Raw genomic sequence first — 19679 nt, 5'->3', positions numbered from 1 at the left:
GGCTTTTTCCCCTTTGTCTTATTATTTCCTTCCAGAGCCCTATCCTACAAGTGGCTAAATTATCTTTCAGCAAAACTAGATTAGATAATAATACATATCGTATTGGTGATTTGTGTATTTGCATTTGTTGCAGACCTTGCTACACTATGGTTGATAATGAGAATCATTATTAATTAATAGCCTTCTAGAAACAACATCTGATCAGAGTATTTCATGGGTGCAAAACTATTTTTACTATATAGAAAGGGTTGGTAATATTGACGACAAATAGACAATTATGTATTGGATTAGTCTTATCTACTTGGGTGAAAGGAGGCGACTGGCGGCGCCCAGACAGCGGTGTGGAAAAAATGGATTCAATTGACCCTTACATTGATTTGGCAAAGATGGCGGAGAAGACAAAGCTCGATTTTCTTTTCAGGGCGGATTATCTTTTTGTTAGTCCACAGATGCTTGGCGATTCTGCTAATTTTGGTAGCCCTGACCCCACTATGATATTTGCAGCGATTGCTCGTGAAACTGAGCGGATCGGTCTAGTAACGACTATTTCTACCACTTTTAATCCACCATATGTTGTTGCTAGACAGCTTCAGACTTTGCATTGGCTGAGCAATGGACGTGCTGGCTGGAATATTGTCACTTCTATTGAAGGTGCCGAAAATTTTGGTGAGTCACCTATGCCTTCTTCCAAAGAAAGATATGCGAAAGCAATTGAATTTACTGAGGTCGTACGTAAACTCTGGGAAAGTTTTCCGAAAGAAGCCATTGTTATTGACCGTGAGACAGGTATATTTTCCGATAAGGATAAAGTTTCTCCAATTAATCATTCAGGTGAGTTTTTTAGTGTTAAGGGACCACTTACTTTGCCTGCACATAAATCGGGACCAATTCCATTATTTCAAGCAGGTGCGTCGGACACAGGACGAAATTTTGCCTCTTCAATAGCAGATGCTATTTTTGCTGCGATGCCAGACCTTGAGTCAGGAGTAGAATTGCGAAATGATCTGAGAAGAAGAACTATTGAGCATGGACGCGATCCGGACACCATAAGAGTTTTGCCAGGTTTATATTTTTTCTTGGCTGAAACTCGCGAGGAAGCCCATGAATTACATAAGGCGGCACACGCACATTTGACTATTGAGCGTAGACATGCATCGCTTAAATCAGTACTGGGTCTTGATTTGAGCAGCTTTGCTTTGGATAGTCATGTAACTTCCGAAATGCTTCCCGATCCGAATCAGCCAGTCCGCAGCCGAACACATGCTGAGCTGTTGCGCCGGTATATTACAAATTATCAGCCTACAGTGGAAGAGGTATTGGCAAGGCCGGAGGTTGTCGGGTCTGCTCACTGGGTTTCCGTTGGAACGGTTGAAGACGTTTTGAAAGATATAATTGAGCGATTTGAGGCTGGAGCTATTGACGGATTTATAGCTATTCCGGGTGGTTCAGAAAAATCTTTGAAATTATTTTTTGAAAAGCTGATGCCGCAGTTGGTTGAAAGAGGCTTGTTCAGAAGTGAATATACGGGTGTCACTTTGCGGGACCATTTAGGGATTAATATTACTGATCATTAATATAGGGGTACTTTTGAAAGGGGTTTAGGAGAAAAATGAACAAAAAGTTTATAATAGTTTGTTTGATAGCATCATTCGTAATTATTTTGGCTGCATGTGGAGGAGGAGACAAACAGAGCAAATCAACAAACTCCGACAGCAACGGTGAATCAGCGCAACATCAAGTGGACAATACAGGAACAAGTGAAACAAGAACGATTGATTATCTCGGCGAAAAGTATATCATCCCACAAAAAGTAGAAAAAATTGTAATTGGGGCTATGGAAGCGATGGAAGATGCGGTTATGCTTGACGTTCATCCAGTAGGGGCAATATCAGTAGGCGGAAAGTTTCCGGAAATGTTTGCTTCAGTAACGAGCAAGGCGGAATCAATTGGTGAAAAAAGACAACCTAACTTGGAGAAGATATTGCAATTGAAGCCAGACGTTATTCTAGGTTCAACCAAGTTTCCAAAAGAGGTGGAGGAGAAATTGCAAAAAATTGCTCCCACTATTTTGGTGTCGCACGTTTCTACGAACTGGGAAGACAATTTGAAGTTAATGGCTGAATTAACTGGAAAGCAAGCAGAGGCAGAAAAAATTATATCTCAATATAAAATAGATACACAAGAAGTAAAAGCATCGTTAAAAGAAAAGCTTCAAGGTAAAAAAGTAGCTGCTGTTCGTATTCGCGGAGGGCAAGCTTACATTTTTGCAAAAAATGTAGACTTTAACCCTTTTCTATACAATGACATTGGTTTAGAAATGCCAGAACAGATTAGCATGGCAAAATTGCAAGATGCGATCTCTGTCGAGCAACTGGCGGAAATGAATCCAGACTATTTGTTTGTGCAATTCTCTACGAATGATAACAAAGATGCAGAAAATGCATTCGAAGACTTAAAGAAAAATCCAATTATCCAAAATATTAATGCATTTAAACTCGATCACGTATATGTCAATGTGGTTGATCCTCTTCTAGAAGGAGGCCCTGTTTATAGTCGAATCAAGTTTTTAGAAAGTGTGCAAAAGCATTTGAACAAGTAATGGAATGGAGCAGGGAGGAATGAATTCGTTATTAAGCCATAAATTTGTTCAAATTGTCGTATTATGCATTCTTTTCAGTGTGACAGTAGTTTTATCTCTTTTCTATGGTTCGAAATCAATGAGTTTTGTAATGATGTGGCAGGCGTTTTTTCATTTTGATTCAGAGAATATGGATCATTTAATCATCCAAACATCGCGCCTTCCGCGTGTGATAGGGGCGCTATTGGTTGGCGCCTTCATGGCGGTTTCAGGGGCTTTAATGCAGGGGATGACAAGAAATTATCTTGCCTCCCCTTCGATTATGGGCGTGGCCGATGGCTCAGTGTTTGTCATTACAATATGTATAATTTTCTTGCCAGGTGCATCTTCTATGACCCTTATTATATACTCGTTAATTGGTTCAGCACTAGGCGCCGCCCTAGTTTTTTCAATAGCTAGAATGTTACCTAACGGAATGACACCGCTAACTTTGGCTATATTAGGGACGATTCTTGGGACTTTTCTCAATGGGATTTCTCAAGCGTTAGCTACGTATTTTCAAGTTTCGCAAAATATTAGTTTTTGGTATAACGCAAGGTTGCATCAAATGGATCCGACGCTCATCAAATGGACGATTCCATTTGCGATTGTTGGATTACTGCTTGCTTTTGCTGTAGCTCGTTCCATTACTGCTATTTCACTAGGGGATGAACTCGCTAATGGGTTGGGTATCAATCTTTTAGAGGTTAAAGCTTTGACGATGTTAAGCGTGGTAATTTTAACAGGAGTATCGGTCGCAATAGCTGGAAATATCCCTTTTATCGGTTTAATCATCCCTCATATTACGAGGATACTGGTTGGGCAAGACTACAGGAGAATTATTCCTTATGCAGCGGTGGTGGGGGCTTTATTTTTAGCATGGTCTGATATCATCAGCCGCTTTTTGAATTATCCATACGAGACGCCGATTGGTGTAGTAACCGCGTTATTTGGTGTCCCTTTCTTCCTTTATTTAATTAAGAAGAAAGGGGGATGGAACATTTGAATAAGCTTAGTCAGCACGCTCAATTTTTGTTTGTTTTCTTATTGACTTTAGCACTTTCTATCGTTGTGATGTATGTTGCCGTAACGAATGGAACGTTTGATATGTCTGTGTTAGATGTTCTTAGGACGTTATTTCGTTTTCAATCCGTTAGCGAGTACGATCTAGTGATTTTCGAATTTCGGTTACCGCGGATTGTGATTGGAGCACTGGTCGGATTTGCGTTAGGGATTGCTGGTGCTGTCCTTCAAGGAGTTACAAGAAACCAACTAGCAGATCCGGGCATTCTTGGGATTCATTCAGCTGCTGGAATGGCGATCATTTTGTACATGTTTTTCATTCAAGGAACGGTGAAAGGCGCTAATTGGTTATCAATTATGACGATGCCGCTTTTCGGTTGGCTTGGTGGCATGGTGGCGGCGTTATTATTGTTGCTTTTTGCTCGATACAAAGGTGCACTTGATCCAAAGAGATTAATCTTAGTAGGGATTGCCTTTAGTTCAGGTTTTGGGGCCATTACTCTTTATATTTCATTAAAGATGGACCCACAAGATTTTGAAATGGCGACTGTTTGGTTAACAGGCAGCCTTTATAGTACGACCTGGATACATATATTAGCGGTATTGCCATGGATAATCATTTTAACTCCAATTATTTGGTGGAAATCGAACAAACTTAACCTATTAAATTTGGATGAAGTATTAGCCATTGGATTAGGTTTAAATAAAGACCAAGAAAGAATGATTTTTCTTTTATGCTGCGTCGGGTTAGTTAGCGCGTGTGTATCTGTAGCAGGAAACGTTGGATTTATTGGCTTAATTGCCCCTCATATGGCTAGAAGGCTAGTCGGTATTCATTATCAATATGTAATACCTGTCTGTGGAGCAATTGGCATGCTTATGGTGTTAGTCGGGGATTTTATCGGAAAGACGATCTTTGCTCCAGCTGAATTGCCTGTAGGAATTGTCATTTCCATTATCGGTGTTCCTTATTTCGTATATCTGCTGTTTAAAAAAAGAAAATAGAATAAAGAGAGAAGGAAGCCACTCGTTGTACACAAAAAGAAGTGGAGAAGAAATTCAATTAAAATTAATCTGCTCAGACTAACGACAAACTTATAACAAAATAAAATTTTAGGTGGATTATTCATGTCATTAACAGTAGAAACACAGCAAACAAAAGTGATAAAAACTACTCCAATATTAATTTCTTTCTTAATTGCTGGTTTCATTGGATTATTCAGTGAAACGGCTTTAAACATGGCTCTCGGAGATTTAATACAAGTATTTGCTATTAGTTCTTCCAAGGTTCAATGGCTAACAACAGGTTATTTATTGACCTTGGGAATATTAGTTCCTGTCACGGGTCTCTTACTTCAATGGTTTAGTACACGTCAAATATTTATTGTGTCATTGATTTTTTCAATTATTGGGACACTAGTCGCAGCTCTTGCACCAAGCTTCGGAATATTAATGTTTTCCAGAGTGATTCAGGCTATAGGTACTGGATTATTGTTGCCTCTAATGTTTAATTCGATCTTATTGATTTTTCCCATCCATAAACGAGGTGCAACAATGGGACTAATAGGGTTGGTCATTATGTTTGCACCTGCAGTTGGACCCTCAATCTCAGGACTAATTCTTGAAAAACTGACTTGGCATTGGATTTTCTGGGTTTGTCTACCGTTTTTAATTCTTGCGTTGGTATCGGGTATCGTGTATATGCAGAATGTATCAACCATAACTAAACCGAAAATTGATATATTATCTATTGTTCTATCTTCGATTGGTTTTGGCGGGATTGTCTATGGTTTTAGCAGCGCGGGTGAGAATGGCTGGGGAAGCGCGATTGTAATCACGATGATTATAATGGGTCTTACTGCACTTTCCTTGTTTTCTTGGCGACAATTAAAAATGGATAAACCGATGCTTGATTTACGTGTATTAAAATATCCAATGTTTACTCTAGGTTTATTGTCCGTATTTATTTGCTTCATGGTAATAATGTCCACAATGATTTTGTTGCCATTATATTTGCAAACGGGACTAGCATTGACTGCATTCACTGCGGGGCTTGTTTTGTTGCCAGGTGGTGTGCTAAATGGATTAATGTCCCCAATCACAGGTCGTATCTTTGACAAATTCGGACCAAGAGGACTTGTTATACCTGGATTTGCAATCATGCCTATCATGTTATATATCATGTCAAACGTAACCATTGAAACGTCGGTTAGTATGGTGATTGTGATGCATTCCATTCTATTTATAGGTGTATCAATGGTTTTAATGCCTGCTCAGACAAATGGACTAAATCAATTACCTAAAAATCTTTACCCAGATGGGACTGCTTTAATGAATACATTACAGCAAATGTCGGGAGCAATTGGCACTGCAGTTGCAATTACGATTATGTCCGCTTCTCAGAAAAGAAATATGAACAATATAACTGATCTATCAGAACCCTCTTCAATTGGAGCTTCATTAACAGCGGGAGTACAGGACTCCTTTAGATTCACTCTAATTATAGCTATGATTGGTTTAGTTATTTCCTTCTTCATCAAATCTTCCCGTGTTAAATAGGGCTTACTGAATAATTTAAAACTCTCATTTCACGACTCAAAACAAAAATAGAAAAATATCTGCAAATCCTGTATTGTTGTAAGTCCTAATCAAACAAAATGTTTAGTGAATCTGTTACAAGGATAATAAATACGTAGTAAATTCAACAAATAACTTTTGCTCATTTTTATTCATTAAAATAAGCAAATAGAAACTACTTGTCTATTCAAGAAAAAGCTATGATTATGGAATGTTTAAGACGAATTCTGTGAGATACAGCAGGAAGCACAACAATTAAAATTAAATATTTGGTCGCACGATAATTATTTCCAATTAGACAAATCGTCTGCTGTTGAAAATCATTTCATGCAGTAAACTGCCCCATAAAAGTTAGACATAAAATCTAACCTTTACGGGGCGTTTTAATTTTTATTGAATGGAAACTTGTTCCTAGAACTTTGAAGCGTTCTAACAAAATAATTAGGTAAGAGCATATTGATTGAAAACTTCTAATTTAATTTAAGAGATAATCCTTCCTTTACCGAAGGGTATACATAAAGGCGTACCGTATATAGGATCATTTGTCATCTGACATTCTAAATCGAAAACATGTTTTACTAATGCAGTTGTCATAATTTCTTCAGGTTTTCCCTCTTGATAAACTCCTCGATCACGCACCGTAATAATGTGATCAGCATATCGACATGCCAAATTAATATCGTGTAGAACCATAACGATTGTTCTATTTTGTTTATTTAATTCAAAAAGTAAATCTAAAATTTCAATTTGATGTGTTAAATCTAAATAAGTAGTAGGTTCATCTAACAGAATAATATCTGTATCCTGAGCTAGCGTCATAGCAATCCAAGCGCGTTGACGTTGACCACCTGAAAGCTCATCCACTGGTTTATCCTGTAAATGATCCACGCCCGTCGCTTTTAAAGCGTTTAACACTATTTCTTCATCTTTTTCTGTCCATTGTTTTCGCCAGCTTTGATGAGGGTAACGACCTTGTTTTACAAGTTGTAAAACTGTTAACCCTTCTGGTGCTACTGGTGATTGAGGAAGAATAGAAAGCTTTTTAGCTACTTGTTTTGTGGACAATTTAAAAAGGTCTTGTCCATCTAATAATACCGTACCTTGTTTAGGCTTTAATAAACGAGCGATTGAGCGTAAAAGTGTAGATTTTCCACAACCATTGGCACCAATCAACACAGTAATTTCATTCATAGGAATAGATAAATTTAGATTTTCAATAATATTGGAATCACCATAATTTAGTGTAAGTGATTTAGTTTCTAAAGTTTTAGTCATGAAGTTTGACTCCTTTATTTTCTAGGATTTCTCAATAATAAATAGATGAAATAAGGGGCACCAATAGCAGCTGTAAACACTCCTGCTGGCACTTCTAAAGGACTAAATGCAGTGCGTCCAATAATATCTGCAACCATTACTAATAAAGCACCAATAGCAGCGGATGTAGGAATTAATACACCGAATGCTGGACCTACAATACGTCTTGCAATATGTGGCGCCATTAAGCCGACGAAACCAATAGCTCCTGCAAATGAAATGGCACTAGCAACGAGACTTGAACTCAAGAGTAATAAGAAAAAACGAGTTTTTTGTACAGTTTGACCTAAACTTGCAGCTGTGTCATCACCCAATTCTTGCACGTTTAACTGTCTAGTAATAAAGACTGTTAGAAGCAGAAGGATTATAATTATTGGAACGATAATTTGAACTTGATTCCAATCTGCACTTTTGACGCTACCTGTAATCCACTTATTGGCTTCACTAGCTTGATAAATAGGACCGATAACCATCAACATCGTCGTAATAGCCTGCATAAAAGCAGAAACCCCGATACCAATTAATACAAGACGGGTTGCAGTCACACCATCTTTCCAAGCAAATATATAAACAATAAATGCAACGGCAGTAGCTCCAATAAATCCTGCAAGAGGTAGCCATTCAATACTAACTGTTAAAGAATGATTGGAGTCACTGAAAATAGCTAAAAAACCAACTACCGCAGCTCCACCACCAGCAGAAATACCGATTATGTCTGGTGAAGCAAGTGGATTTTTAATCAGACCTTGTAAAATAGCACCTGCCACTGCTAAAGCCATACCTGCAAACGCTGCAATAAAAATTCTTGGCAGTCGAAAGTCAATAATAATTAATTGATCAAAATCAGAACCTTGTCCGATTATCGTTTGCATTACTTTTAACGGATTTATAAATGAATCACCAAACGATGCACTGAAGAAAAAAACAAATAGTGCTGTGATACTAAGAAACGTTAGCTTTTTAGAAGCTTTTACATCTAGTAAAAAAGATATTTTATTTTGTAGTAAACGTACTGTTTTTAATTGTTTCATTATTTTTTTCCACCTTTTCGCGCAAGGTAAATAAAGAATGGTGTGCCAATCATGGCTGTCATTACGCCAACTGGCACTTCTTGAGGCATAATAATATAGCGTGCTGCCACATCTGCTAACAGTAAAAGAATCCCACCTAATATAGCAGCCATCGGAATAAGCCAACGATGATCAGTACCAACAAACTTTCGCGCAAAATGGGGTACTACAATTCCAACAAATCCTATAGGACCAGCTATTGCAACTGAGCTACCTGCTAAAAAAATAACAATAATGCCAACTGCTAATTTCATCATTCCTAGTGGTAACCCGAGACCTCTTGCTATATCATCCCCAAGGGCAAGAATATTCATTTTAGAAGAGATAAGTAGAGCTGCAATCCAACCAATAACTAAATATGGTAACACAGATATTAGAATCTCTAGCTTTCTCCCTTGTACAGATCCAGCTAACCAAAACAGTACTTGCTCAAGTTCTGCTTCGTTTGTTGCAAGTAAACCTTGTGTAAAAGAAGCGAAAAGTGCACTGATTGCGGCTCCAGCTAACGTTATTTTGACTGGAGTTACGGCATCTCGTCCAGATGAACTAATGCCATAAACTGATAGAGCAGCTATTGCGGCACCTAAAAATGCAACCCATGCTAAAGATTGTAAAGCTGAAATATGGAAGAAAATCATTGCAAATACGACTGCAAAGCCAGCTCCAGTATTGATTCCTAAAATTCCAGGGGATGCTAGTGGATTTTTCGTTAATGTCTGCATCAGTACCCCTGTAATAGCTAAAGAAGCCCCCACACATGTAGCAATTAGAGCCCTAGGAATACGAACATTTTGAATAATGATATGCTCGTTTGAATTATTAAACTGGGTAAAAGATTCAATCGTCGTTTGAATGGAGGTATTTGCATAGCCATATACAATACTTATTCCCATGCAAATAAGTAAGAGAAGTGTTCCTACTATTAACGCTAAAGATTTTGAAGAATTATTTTTAAAAATCATATATTCATACTCTTTCTTCTATATAGAATGTACTCGCATTTTATTAAAAATATATTGACAGTAATAAATTCTTGCAATATTATTGACTTCGTTCTTAATAAAAATGATAATCATTATCACCAAACAATTTTATCATATACAATGGGGGAAAAAAAGATGCAAAAAGCATTTCAAAAGTTATTAGTATTGCTAGCTGTTATGGCTATTTTTGTTCTTGCAGCGTGTGGCAATTCTAAAGATAACGAGAAGGAAGAAAGTTCAAAAGAAAGCAATGCTTACAGTGTCGAACATGCAATGGGGACAACTGAAGTAAAAGACACACCAAAACGTATTGTTGTATTAACAAATGAAGGAACAGAAGCACTTTTAGCTTTAGGAATTAAGCCAGTAGGTGCTGTTCAATCTTGGTCAGGTGATCCTTGGTATGATCATATTAAAGATCAAATGGACGGTGTAGAAGTAGTTGGTGTTGAACATGAAATTAATATTGAAAAAATCGCTTCTTTAAAGCCTGATTTAATCATTGGTAATAAACTAAGACAAGAAAAAGATTATGCGAAACTTAGCAAAATTGCTCCAACAATTTTTTCAGAAACATTACGTGGTGACTGGAAAGAGAATTTTAAATTATATGCAAAAGCAGTGAATCAAGAAACAAAAGGTGAAGAAGTATTAACAGCCTACGAAGATAAATTACAAGCACTTAAAGAAGAACTTGGTGATCAAACGAATAAAGAAATTTCGTTCGTACGTTTTATGGCAGATAAATCTCGCATCTATTACACAGATTCATTCTCAGGTGTCATCTTTGATGCATTAGGATTTAAACGTGTTCCAGCTCAAGCAGACTTATTTAAAGATAATGCAAAATTAGGGAAGTTGGCTATTGATTTAGGAAAAGAAGCAATTCCTCAAATGGATGGCGATGTTATTTTCTACTTCACTTACATGCCAACGGGTGATGATTCTGCGTTAGCAACTGAACAAGAGTGGACACAAGATCCACTTTGGAAAAACCTAACTGCTGTTCAAAAAGGCAACGCACACAAAGTGGATGATGTCATTTGGAATACTGCTGGAGGCATTCTAGCTGCTAATATTATGTTAGACCAAGTTAAAGAATATTTTATTAAATAAGATTTTCACTTTCTAACAATTAAATAAGAACTATTTTTAGGCGCTATACAATTCCACAATTGATTGTATAGCGCTTTTAATTTCATAATTTTTTTGAATGTAAAACATCGTTAAAGATACTATATTTTATAGTAAACGTATTGTTTTAATTGTTTCATTATTTTTTTCCACCTTTTCGCGCAAGGTAAATAAAGAATGGTGTGCCAATCATGGCTGTCATTACGCCAACTGGCACTTCTTGAGGCAAAATGATATAGCGGGCTGCAACATCGGCTATCAATAACAATATGGCACCTAAGAGTGCAGCCATTGGAATGAGCCAACGATGATCTGTTCCAACAAACTTTCGCGCAAAATGGGGTACTACAATACCAACAAAACCTATTGGACCAGCGATTGCAACCGAACCACCTGCCAAAATAATAACAATAAGCCCTACTACCATCTTCATGAATCCTAGTGGTAATCCTAGCCCTCTCGCTACATCATCTCCAAGAGCAAGAATATTCATTTTAGAAGAAATGAACAAAGCAGCAATCCATCCAATAACTAGATAGGGTAGTATAGATAAAAGAATTTCAAGCTTTCTCCCTTGTACGGAACCTGCTAACCAAAACAATGCTTGTTCAAGTCCTGCTTCGTTTGTTGCAAGTAAACCTTGAGTAATAGAAGCAAATAACGCACTGATAGCCGCCCCTGCTAAAGTTATTTTGACTGGCGTTACTGCGTCTCGTCCAGAAGCGCTAATACCGTAAACAGCTAGTGCAGCGATTGTGGCACCTAAAAATGCAATCCATGCAAATGATTGCAAACTTGTCACACGGAAGAAAATTATAGAAAAAACGACAGCAAATCCAGCTCCAGCATTAATTCCTAATATTCCAGGTGATGCTAAAGGATTTTTCGTGAATGTCTGCATAAGGACTCCTGTAATGGCTAAGGAAGCTCCCACACATGTAGCAATTAAAGCTCTAGGAATACGAACATTTTGAATAATAATATGCTCGTTAGAATTATTAAAATTGGTAAAAGATTCAATCGTCATTTGAATGGAGGTATTTGCATAGCCATATACAATACTTATCCCCATACAAATGAGTAGGAGTAGCATTCCTACTATTAACGCTAGGGACTTTGAAAAATTATTTTTTAATATCATATAAGTCATACACTTTCTTTCCATTTGATGTGTTTGCATATTCGTAAAATTTTTGACAACGATAGATTATTAATAATATAATTATTTTGTCGCCAACTAATCGATAATGATTATCATTCTCGATAAATAGAATATCATATACATTGGAGGAAGAAAAGATGGGAAAAACATTTCATAAATTACTAGTTTTACTAGCGGTTATGGCCATTTTTGCTCTTGCAGCGTGTAGTAATTCTAAGGAAGAAAGTTCAAAAGAAAGCAGTGCTTACAGTGTTGAACATGCAATGGGGACAACAGAAGTAAAAGACATACCAAAACGTGTTGTCGTATTAACAAATGAAGGAACAGAGGCGATTTTAGCTTTAGGAATTAAGCCAGTAGGTGCTGTTCAATCTTGGTCAGGCGATCCTTGGTATGACCATATTAAAGACCAAATGGACGGTGTTGAAGTAGTTGGTGTTGAACATGAAATTAATATTGAAAAAATCGCTTCTTTAAATCCAGATTTAATTATTGGTAATAAACTAAGACAAGAAAAAGATTATGAGAAACTTAGCAAAATTGCTCCAACAATTTTTTCAGAAACATTACGTGGTGACTGGAAAGAGAATTTTAAGTTATATGCAAAAGCGGTGAATGATGAAGCGAAAGGCGAGGAAGTTATAAAAGCATACGAAGATAAAGTTCAAGCTTTAAAAGAAAAGCTTGGCGATAAAACGACTCAAGAAGTTTCAATCGTTCGTTTTATGGCCGATAAATCCCGCATCTACTACACAGATTCATTCTCAGGCGTTATTTTTGATTCATTAGGATTCAAACGTGTACCAGACCAGGCAGAGCTATTTAAAGATAATGCAAAATTAGCTGTTGAAGTAGGAAAAGAAGTAATTCCTAAAATGGATGGAGATGTACTATTCTACTTTACTTATATGCCTACAGGTGACGATACAGCATTAGCGACTGAAAAGGAGTGGACAGAAGATCCACTTTGGAAAAACTTAAGTGCAGTACAAAAAGGCAATGTCCATAAAGTGGACGATGTCATTTGGAACACTGCTGGAGGCATTCTAGCTGCTAATATTATGTTAGACCAAGTCGAAGAATATTTTGTTAAATAAGATTTTCATAAATCAATTATTTTCAATTTCTAACAAACAATTAATCAATTAACTATAAGAAGCGTTATACAATTATCACAAAATTGTATAACGTTTTTTATTTTGAATAAGGACTAATCACAAACATGGTGGAGCCTATTCAATGCTTAAATAGAAAAAAGCAATTTGTTGAAAATATCATTTATCTTTACTTTTTTATACACAATTATTGTAAATTTGCATAAACCTATCCTAATAAGTTGTTATAATAGTTTTTTAGAAATTTAAGATTTAATCATTCGATATGACTTTTTGTGATAAATTTATTTATGAAATGAAGTAGAGGTGAACGGTAGATGAAACAGGTGTTGGTACTAAAGAATGAACGCTCATTAGCAAAGAAAATCGTAAGCGGACTAAAACAAGAAGGCTATTTCATTTTAACACTTCATAATGAAAACAAAGGTTTAAATATAGTATATGAGCAAGATTGGGATATTATCGTATTGGATTGGGATTCGTTAAGTATATCTGGACCGGAAATTTGCAGACAAATACGGGCTGTAAAAACGACACCAATCATTATTGTGACCGACAATGTATCCGACAAGGATTGCATAGAAGGATTACAAGCAGGGGCAGATGATTATATAAGAAAACCATTTGTGAAAGAAGAATTAGTAGCAAGGATAAAAGTTATTTTAAGGAGAGGGGACGTTATTCAACCAAATGAGACTAATTTCTTTCGGTTTAAAGATATCTTCGTTGATGCATCCCACAATATTGTGACAAAAAGTGGCGAAATACTCCCTCTTACTCAGCGCGAGTATGACCTCCTTATATTTTTAATCAAGAATAAAAATAAAATTTTGAGCCGTGAAATGCTTTTGAATCAGGTATGGGGATATGACGCAGCAGTCAGTCCAAATGTAGTGGATTTATATATTGGGTATTTAAGAAAAAAGCTAAAGTGTGATAAGAAAGATAGATATATTCAAACATTACATGGTAGAGGCTATTCAATGATTGAATAATAAAGTGAAGATAATAGGTCAATCGAGAAAAAAAGAGTAAAAACAGTTTCAAACAGTTTTTACTCTTTTTTTGTTCTATAAAATATATTGAAAATTCTGTTTATTAATTAAAAAGATATGAAAATTACATATTTTATTTTGCATCCAAGCTATGCTTGATGATCAAAAAGTAACTTAATATATCAACCTACAGCCTTCACAAGATTTTCACATAATTAATGACTATACTATACCACAGAACGTTCAAATGAAAATGATTATCAATGGCAATTGAGGTGGATAGTAATTACGATTCAATTCAATCTATAGATTTCATCATTTTCAAAAAAAATCATTATAAGGAGTATATGTATGAAAAAATCTATGTTTTTAAAATTAGTTGGTATTTTAGCAGTTTTGACTTTAATGTTAGTAGCTTGCTCAGATTCAAGTAATAAAACTGATGAAACTAGTCAAGAGTCAAAGGCTAATGAAGATAATGGAAGTGAAGAGGTTACTAAACCTACGACGGTTGAAATCACTGATGCCCATGGAACTGTTACTGTTCCAGTAAACCCAAAGAATGTAGTTGCTTTGGATAATAGAACTTTTGAAACGTTAGCGGATTGGGATATTGAATTAGTAGCTGTTCCAAAAGATGTTATGCCTGCAGATTCACCATATGTAAAGGACGATTCAGTTCAAAATGTTGGAAATCACCGCGAACCAAATCTTGAAATTATAGCAGCTGCAAACCCTGAACTTGTAATTATCGGTCAAAGATTTGCTGGTTATTACGAAGATATTAAAAAATTAGTGCCAAATGCAGCAGTTATCGATCTTAATGTTGATGTTTCTGAGGAAGCTGCAACGCCTGGGGAAAATTTAGAAAATGGACTTAAAAATTCAACAATTGCTTTAGGACAAATTTTTGATAAAAATGAAGAAGCTAAACAATTGGTAGCTGATTTTGATAAAGTGATCGAAAATGCTAAATCTGCTTATAACGGAACAGATAAAGTTATGAGTGTTATCGTTGCTGGTGGGGATATTGGTTTTTCAGCTCCTCATTCTGGACGTGTTTGGGGACCAATGTATGAAATTTTCGGTTGGACTCCAGCACTAGAAGTAACTGATTCTACTTCAGATCATAAAGGTGATGAAGTTTCTGTTGAAGCTATTGCACAAAGCAATCCTGATTGGCTTTTCGTATTAGATCGTGATGCTGCAACATCTGATGCGGGTGATTCAGTTCCTGCTAAGGATGTTCTTGCTAACTCACCTGCTCTTCAAAATACAACTGCTGTTTCTAAAGACCAAATTATTTATGCACCAGCAGATACGTATACAAATGAATCAATTCAGACTTATATAGAGTTATTTGAAAATCTTGCAAATACTTTAGCTAAGTAGTGCAAAGGAGTTTGGAATGGTGCCAAAAAATATAATTTCTAGGGTTGAGAATTTTTCTCAACCCCAGTTTTATAACTACAATAAGATATGGACAAAACCTTTTATATTAGCGATTATCGTTGTTATTATTTTAGGCATTATATCACTGTTTACTGGAGTTTATGATATACGTGGACAAGAGGATGGAATGGAGATGTTTTTCATAACTCGTGTTCCAAGAACTGCTGCATTAATGCTAACTGGAGCTGCAATGTCAATGGCAGGGCTCGTAATGCAACTGATTACACAGAATCGTTTTGTTGAACCTACTACAACAGGGACAATTGAATGGTCAGGTTTAGGGCTGCTTCTTGTTTATTTATTATTTCCTGCCCCGACTTTAGTTCTAAGAATGACTGGGGCAATCATTTTTTCTTTTATAGGAACAATGATTTTCTTTTTATTTTTAAGAAGAGTTAAACTTCGCTCGTCTTTAATTGTTCCGATTATTGGATTGATGCTTGGAGCGGTCATTTCTGCAGTATCCACTTTTATGGGACTCCTTTTTCAAATGACGCAAAGTATTGAAACTTGGTTTGTGGGTTCTTTTGCGCCCGTTCAGGTGGGAAGATATGAATATTTATGGCTAATTGTGATCGTTACGTTGCTTATTTTTATTTATGCAAATCGATTGACTTTAGCTGGACTAGGGGAAGACATAGCAACAAGCCTCGGCGTTAATTACAATAGGATTGTTCTTTTTGGAACTGCCCTTATTTCTGTTGCAGTTGGAATTGTTGCAGCTGTTATTGGTAACTTACCTTTCTTGGGTTTAATTGTCCCGAACATTGTTTCAATGTTTAGAGGTGATGATCTTAGGAGTAATTTGCCTTGGGTATGTGTGATAGGAATGGGGACTATAACTGCATGTGACATAATTTCCCGAACAATAATAATGCCATTTGAAGTACCTGTTTCATTAATACTTGGAACAGTGGGGTCAGTCGTGTTTATTACTATTTTATTGAGACAAAGAAAACCTAGGAGGCTACGATGAACACATTGGATTATAGAAATAAAGAAAATGTCGAAATCGATGCTAGCCTTCATAATGAAAATAGATCAGCTAGGGCTTTTCGTACTAAGAAGGAAGAAAGACGTTATTGGGTTTTGCTAATAACATTGATTGCGTTGGGTATCCTTTCTTCATATGGTCTTTTAGTTTATAACAATCCAGTTCCGATAGATTCGCCTTCTTTTATCCCAGTTGTTATGAGAAGGATTGTAGCGCTTGTTGCAATGATTATTGCTGCAGTTTGTCAGAGCTTGTCGACTGTCGCTTTCCAATCGATTACGAATAATAGGATAATAACTCCGTCGCTTTTAGGTTTCGAATCACTTTACTCAACAATTCAAACGAGTACAATATTTTTCTTCGGTGCTAGTGCATTGATAAATTTTACTGGAATCGGATCATTTTTATTTCAAGTTGTTGTCATGGTTGTGATGAGTTTGATACTTTATGGATGGTTACTTTCGGGTAAATATGGGAATTTGCAACTTATGCTTTTAGTTGGGATTATTATTGGTACTGGGTTAAATTCTGTGTCGACTTTCATGAGAAGACTACTTGCACCTTCTGAATTTGATATTTTACAAGCAAGATTGTTTGGTTCTGTTAATAATGCAGATTCTGCATATTTTCCTATTGTAATTCCTATGGTAATAATTGTAGCAATATTACTGCTTGCTCATTCTAAAAAACTAAATATATTGTCACTAGGAAAAGATGTTTCTACTTCATTTGGAGTTAAATATCAATTTAGTGTAATTTATACGCTTGTATTAGTTGCTATTTTGATGTCAATTTCAACAGCTTTGATTGGACCGCTAACTTTCTATGGCTTTTTAGTAGCAACTTTAAGTTATCAGGCGGCATCAACTTATGACCATCGATATATTTTTCCAATGGCTCTTGCTATAGGATTTTTGATAATAACGAGTGCATACTTTTTGATGTATCATGTATTCCATGCTCAAGGTGTAGTTTCAGTTATTATTGAATTATTTGGTGGAATAATATTTTTAACTGTAGTTTTAAGGAAGAGGGCTTTATGATAAAAATTGATAATGTTAAAAAGTTCTATACTGATAAGGTGAAAATAGGACCTTTGGATATTGAAATACCAAAAGCAGGATTTACTTCTTTAATTGGACCAAATGGTGCTGGAAAGTCTACGACACTTTTAATGATTGGAAGACTCTTAGAGATGGAAGAAGGTCAAATCCAAGTGGCGAATATGGATATTTCTGAAACCAAATCAAAAGACTTAGCAAAAATTTTGACTATATTACGGCAAGAAAATCATTTTGTAACTAGGCTTACTATTAGACAACTAGTCGGGTTTGGACGCTTTCCTTATTCAAAGGGGAGATTGACTAAAGAGGATGAGGTTATTATATCTAAATATATCGATTTTTTAGACTTAACGGATTTAGAGAATAGATATTTAGATGAGCTTTCTGGAGGTCAAAGACAAAGGGCATATGTAGCAATGGTTTTATGCCAAGAGACTGAATATGTACTTTTGGACGAGCCTCTGAACAACCTTGATGTTGCTCGTTCTGTTCAAATGATGGAGCATTTGAGACGTGCTGCTAATGAATTTGGAAGAACAATTCTGACTGTTATGCATGATATAAATTTTGCAGCCAAATATTCTGATAGTATTTGTGCTATGAAAGATGGACAAATTGCCGCTTTTGGAACAGTAGAAGAGGTTATGGACTCAAAAATTTTGACTGATATTTTTGAAACAAAAATAGAAATTATTGAAGGTCCTTATGGGCCAATCGCTGTTTATTAGCTTCAATACTTGTAGATTTTAATAATCGAAGCTGCTGTCAGTATTTTATCGGCGGCAGCTTTTTTAAAGTGGGTAGTATTTCAACCTAGAAGAAGTAAACGAATACAACAGATGAACCATTTACTGTAGAAAATCATTTCATACAGTAGGTGGTTTTTTGCTTCGCGGAAAAAGCGTGTGCTATCGCGGAAAAAAGTGCTCGAATCGCGGAAAAACGGTGTGCAATCGCGGAAAAAAGTATTCGAATCGCGGAATAACGATGTGCAATCGCGGAAAAAGGTGCTCGAATCGCGGAATAACGATGTGCAATCGCGGAAAAAAGTGCTTGAATCGCGGAATAACGGTGTGCAATCGCGGAAAAAAGTGCTTGAATCGCGGAATAACGATGTGCAATCGCGGAAAAAAGTATTCGAATCGCGGAAAAACGGTGTGCTATCGCGGAAAAAGGTATTCGAACCACAGAAAAAAGCACGAACCACAAAAAAGCTCCTCCAATTGTATGGAAATCCCGTCCCTTTTGGATTACATCGCATTCACGGATGAACGCCTATTTGAACAAAATTTGCGCCTCATATTATAGAAAATAGGTAAACGTATTAACTTGCTTCAGCACAAGTCCTTCACTTCTATAAGTGAGGAATGCTTGCCACAAATGTACTTCACGGCCCCGACAGATGTCACAAATTTTGAGAGGATCTTTTCGAGCAGGCTTGAAAAAATCTAGATGCAATTATGCCAAGGCATTATTGACAGGAGGGAAATCATGCATTGGATAACCATCATTTTGATTGGTATAGCTGCCAATTTAGATAATCTAGGGATTGGCCTTGCCTATGGGGTTAAGCGAGTAAAGATACCGATTATATCGAACGCAGTCATTGCTATCATTTCAATGATTGTCACTTATGTGGCAGTGACGGCTGGTAGTACAGTAGTAGAGTATATTTCTCCACACACGGCCAATCTTTTAGGAAGTCTTTTGCTGTGTGCTATTGGGGTATATACATTATTCTCTAATCGTCTTTCCAAAAATGGCATCGCGAAAAATCCTGAAGTGTTTGATGAAGATAAAAATCATATTATTTCAATTAGAGAGGCAATGACACTTGGATTTGTTTTATCAGCGAACTGTTTTGCAGGCGGAATCGCTATTGGAGCAAACGGTATTTCAGCTATATGGACGGTCATCTCGATTGGAACCTTTTCCTTTATAACTGTGGGAGTGGGAATTCATTTTGGTGCCCTTCTTTCAAAAACATATATTGGCGTGTACTCCACAGCAATTTCAGGATGGTTATTAATCTTAATTGGGGTGTTTGAAGTTTTTGCTAAATAATAAAATTGAGGGATATTACTGATGTTTAACAGTAATATTCCTTTTTCATTGAGGTAAATTTGACATATTGAGGACGTTTTTGGATTGCTAGTTGACATAGTAAGGTATCAGAGAT

General features: G+C 36.3%; 18 protein-coding genes. 13 read left to right on the top strand and 5 right to left on the bottom strand.

Annotated elements, in window-relative coordinates:
* Positions 1–257 precede the first annotated feature (257 nt).
* The 5 genes from ACIQXW_RS18965 to ACIQXW_RS18945 all read left to right on the top strand — a co-directional run bounded on the left by ACIQXW_RS18965 (position 258) and on the right by ACIQXW_RS18945 (position 6199).
* Positions 258–1574, top strand: a complete 1317-nt coding sequence (locus tag ACIQXW_RS18965; RefSeq protein ID WP_401021241.1) for an NtaA/DmoA family FMN-dependent monooxygenase — start codon at positions 258–260, stop codon at positions 1572–1574.
* 35 nt (positions 1575–1609) lie between these two features.
* Positions 1610–2599 (top strand): ABC transporter substrate-binding protein, encoded by a 990-nt coding sequence (locus ACIQXW_RS18960; RefSeq protein WP_401021244.1) that lies wholly within the window; start codon positions 1610–1612, stop codon positions 2597–2599.
* Between the two features lie 19 nt (positions 2600–2618).
* The gene (locus ACIQXW_RS18955; RefSeq protein ID WP_402764702.1) at positions 2619–3623 is read left to right on the top strand and encodes a FecCD family ABC transporter permease; all 1005 of its coding nucleotides are present in this window, start codon (positions 2619–2621) and stop codon (positions 3621–3623) included.
* Positions 3611–4645: a FecCD family ABC transporter permease gene (locus ACIQXW_RS18950; RefSeq protein ID WP_402764699.1), complete on the top strand. Its 1035-nt coding sequence runs from the start codon at positions 3611–3613 to the stop codon at positions 4643–4645. Before ACIQXW_RS18955 ends, ACIQXW_RS18950 begins: the two co-directional genes overlap by 13 nt.
* Before the next feature lie 123 nt (positions 4646–4768).
* Positions 4769–6199, top strand: a complete 1431-nt coding sequence (locus ACIQXW_RS18945) for a DHA2 family efflux MFS transporter permease subunit (protein WP_402764696.1) — start codon at positions 4769–4771, stop codon at positions 6197–6199.
* A gap of 498 nt (positions 6200–6697) precedes the next feature.
* Here ACIQXW_RS18945 and ACIQXW_RS18940 read toward each other — a convergent pair whose 3' ends face one another.
* From ACIQXW_RS18940 to ACIQXW_RS18930, 3 genes are read right to left on the bottom strand one after another with little or no spacing between them, the layout of a single operon-like run.
* Positions 6698–7492, bottom strand: coding sequence for an ABC transporter ATP-binding protein (locus ACIQXW_RS18940; protein ID WP_340826230.1), 795 nt, complete (start codon positions 7490–7492; stop codon positions 6698–6700).
* A 14-nt stretch (positions 7493–7506) separates the two neighbouring features.
* Positions 7507–8562, bottom strand: coding sequence for a FecCD family ABC transporter permease (locus tag ACIQXW_RS18935; protein ID WP_401021254.1), 1056 nt, complete (start codon positions 8560–8562; stop codon positions 7507–7509).
* Entirely contained in the window at positions 8562–9563 is a 1002-nt protein-coding gene (locus tag ACIQXW_RS18930) for a FecCD family ABC transporter permease (protein WP_340826227.1), read from the bottom strand. Before ACIQXW_RS18930 ends, ACIQXW_RS18935 begins: the two co-directional genes overlap by 1 nt.
* Before the next feature lie 156 nt (positions 9564–9719).
* On the opposite strand from ACIQXW_RS18930, the gene ACIQXW_RS18925 reads away from it, so the two are divergent.
* On the top strand, positions 9720–10700 hold the full coding sequence (locus ACIQXW_RS18925) for an ABC transporter substrate-binding protein (protein ID WP_401021258.1): 981 nt from the start codon (positions 9720–9722) through the stop codon (positions 10698–10700).
* A gap of 157 nt (positions 10701–10857) precedes the next feature.
* Here the strand turns inward: ACIQXW_RS18925 and ACIQXW_RS18920 are convergent, their stop codons facing one another.
* Entirely contained in the window at positions 10858–11859 is a 1002-nt protein-coding gene (locus tag ACIQXW_RS18920) for a FecCD family ABC transporter permease (RefSeq protein WP_402764820.1), read from the bottom strand.
* 158 nt (positions 11860–12017) lie between these two features.
* On the opposite strand from ACIQXW_RS18920, the gene ACIQXW_RS18915 reads away from it, so the two are divergent.
* The 6 genes from ACIQXW_RS18915 to ACIQXW_RS18890 all read left to right on the top strand — a co-directional run bounded on the left by ACIQXW_RS18915 (position 12018) and on the right by ACIQXW_RS18890 (position 18228).
* Positions 12018–12977 (top strand): ABC transporter substrate-binding protein, encoded by a 960-nt coding sequence (locus ACIQXW_RS18915; RefSeq protein ID WP_402764691.1) that lies wholly within the window; start codon positions 12018–12020, stop codon positions 12975–12977.
* Positions 12978–13312: 335 nt separating this feature from the next.
* Positions 13313–13990, top strand: coding sequence for a response regulator transcription factor (locus ACIQXW_RS18910; RefSeq protein ID WP_402764688.1), 678 nt, complete (start codon positions 13313–13315; stop codon positions 13988–13990).
* A 351-nt stretch (positions 13991–14341) separates the two neighbouring features.
* A complete protein-coding gene (locus ACIQXW_RS18905; RefSeq protein ID WP_402764685.1) occupies positions 14342–15382 on the top strand; it encodes a siderophore ABC transporter substrate-binding protein in 1041 nt (346 codons plus the stop codon).
* 19 nt (positions 15383–15401) lie between these two features.
* Positions 15402–16418 (top strand): ABC transporter permease, encoded by a 1017-nt coding sequence (locus tag ACIQXW_RS18900; protein ID WP_340826535.1) that lies wholly within the window; start codon positions 15402–15404, stop codon positions 16416–16418.
* The gene (locus tag ACIQXW_RS18895; protein ID WP_401021264.1) at positions 16415–17479 is read left to right on the top strand and encodes an iron chelate uptake ABC transporter family permease subunit; all 1065 of its coding nucleotides are present in this window, start codon (positions 16415–16417) and stop codon (positions 17477–17479) included. Before ACIQXW_RS18900 ends, ACIQXW_RS18895 begins: the two co-directional genes overlap by 4 nt.
* Entirely contained in the window at positions 17476–18228 is a 753-nt protein-coding gene (locus ACIQXW_RS18890) for an iron ABC transporter ATP-binding protein (RefSeq protein WP_401021266.1), read from the top strand. The genes ACIQXW_RS18895 and ACIQXW_RS18890 overlap by 4 nt, the downstream gene beginning before the upstream one ends.
* Before the next feature lie 133 nt (positions 18229–18361).
* Here ACIQXW_RS18890 and ACIQXW_RS18885 read toward each other — a convergent pair whose 3' ends face one another.
* Positions 18362–18709: a hypothetical protein gene (locus ACIQXW_RS18885; protein WP_402764681.1), complete on the bottom strand. Its 348-nt coding sequence runs from the start codon at positions 18707–18709 to the stop codon at positions 18362–18364.
* A 282-nt stretch (positions 18710–18991) separates the two neighbouring features.
* On the opposite strand from ACIQXW_RS18885, the gene ACIQXW_RS18880 reads away from it, so the two are divergent.
* Positions 18992–19564, top strand: a complete 573-nt coding sequence (locus ACIQXW_RS18880) for a manganese efflux pump (RefSeq protein WP_340826221.1) — start codon at positions 18992–18994, stop codon at positions 19562–19564.
* The last annotated feature ends 115 nt before the right edge of the window (positions 19565–19679 follow it).

Source organism: Lysinibacillus sp. NPDC097162 (assembly GCF_044762185.1).
Lineage (GTDB): Bacteria > Bacillota > Bacilli > Bacillales_A > Planococcaceae > Lysinibacillus.
The sequence above is the reverse complement of the archived record's forward strand: the minus strand, read 5'-3'. Positions and strand labels throughout refer to the sequence as shown.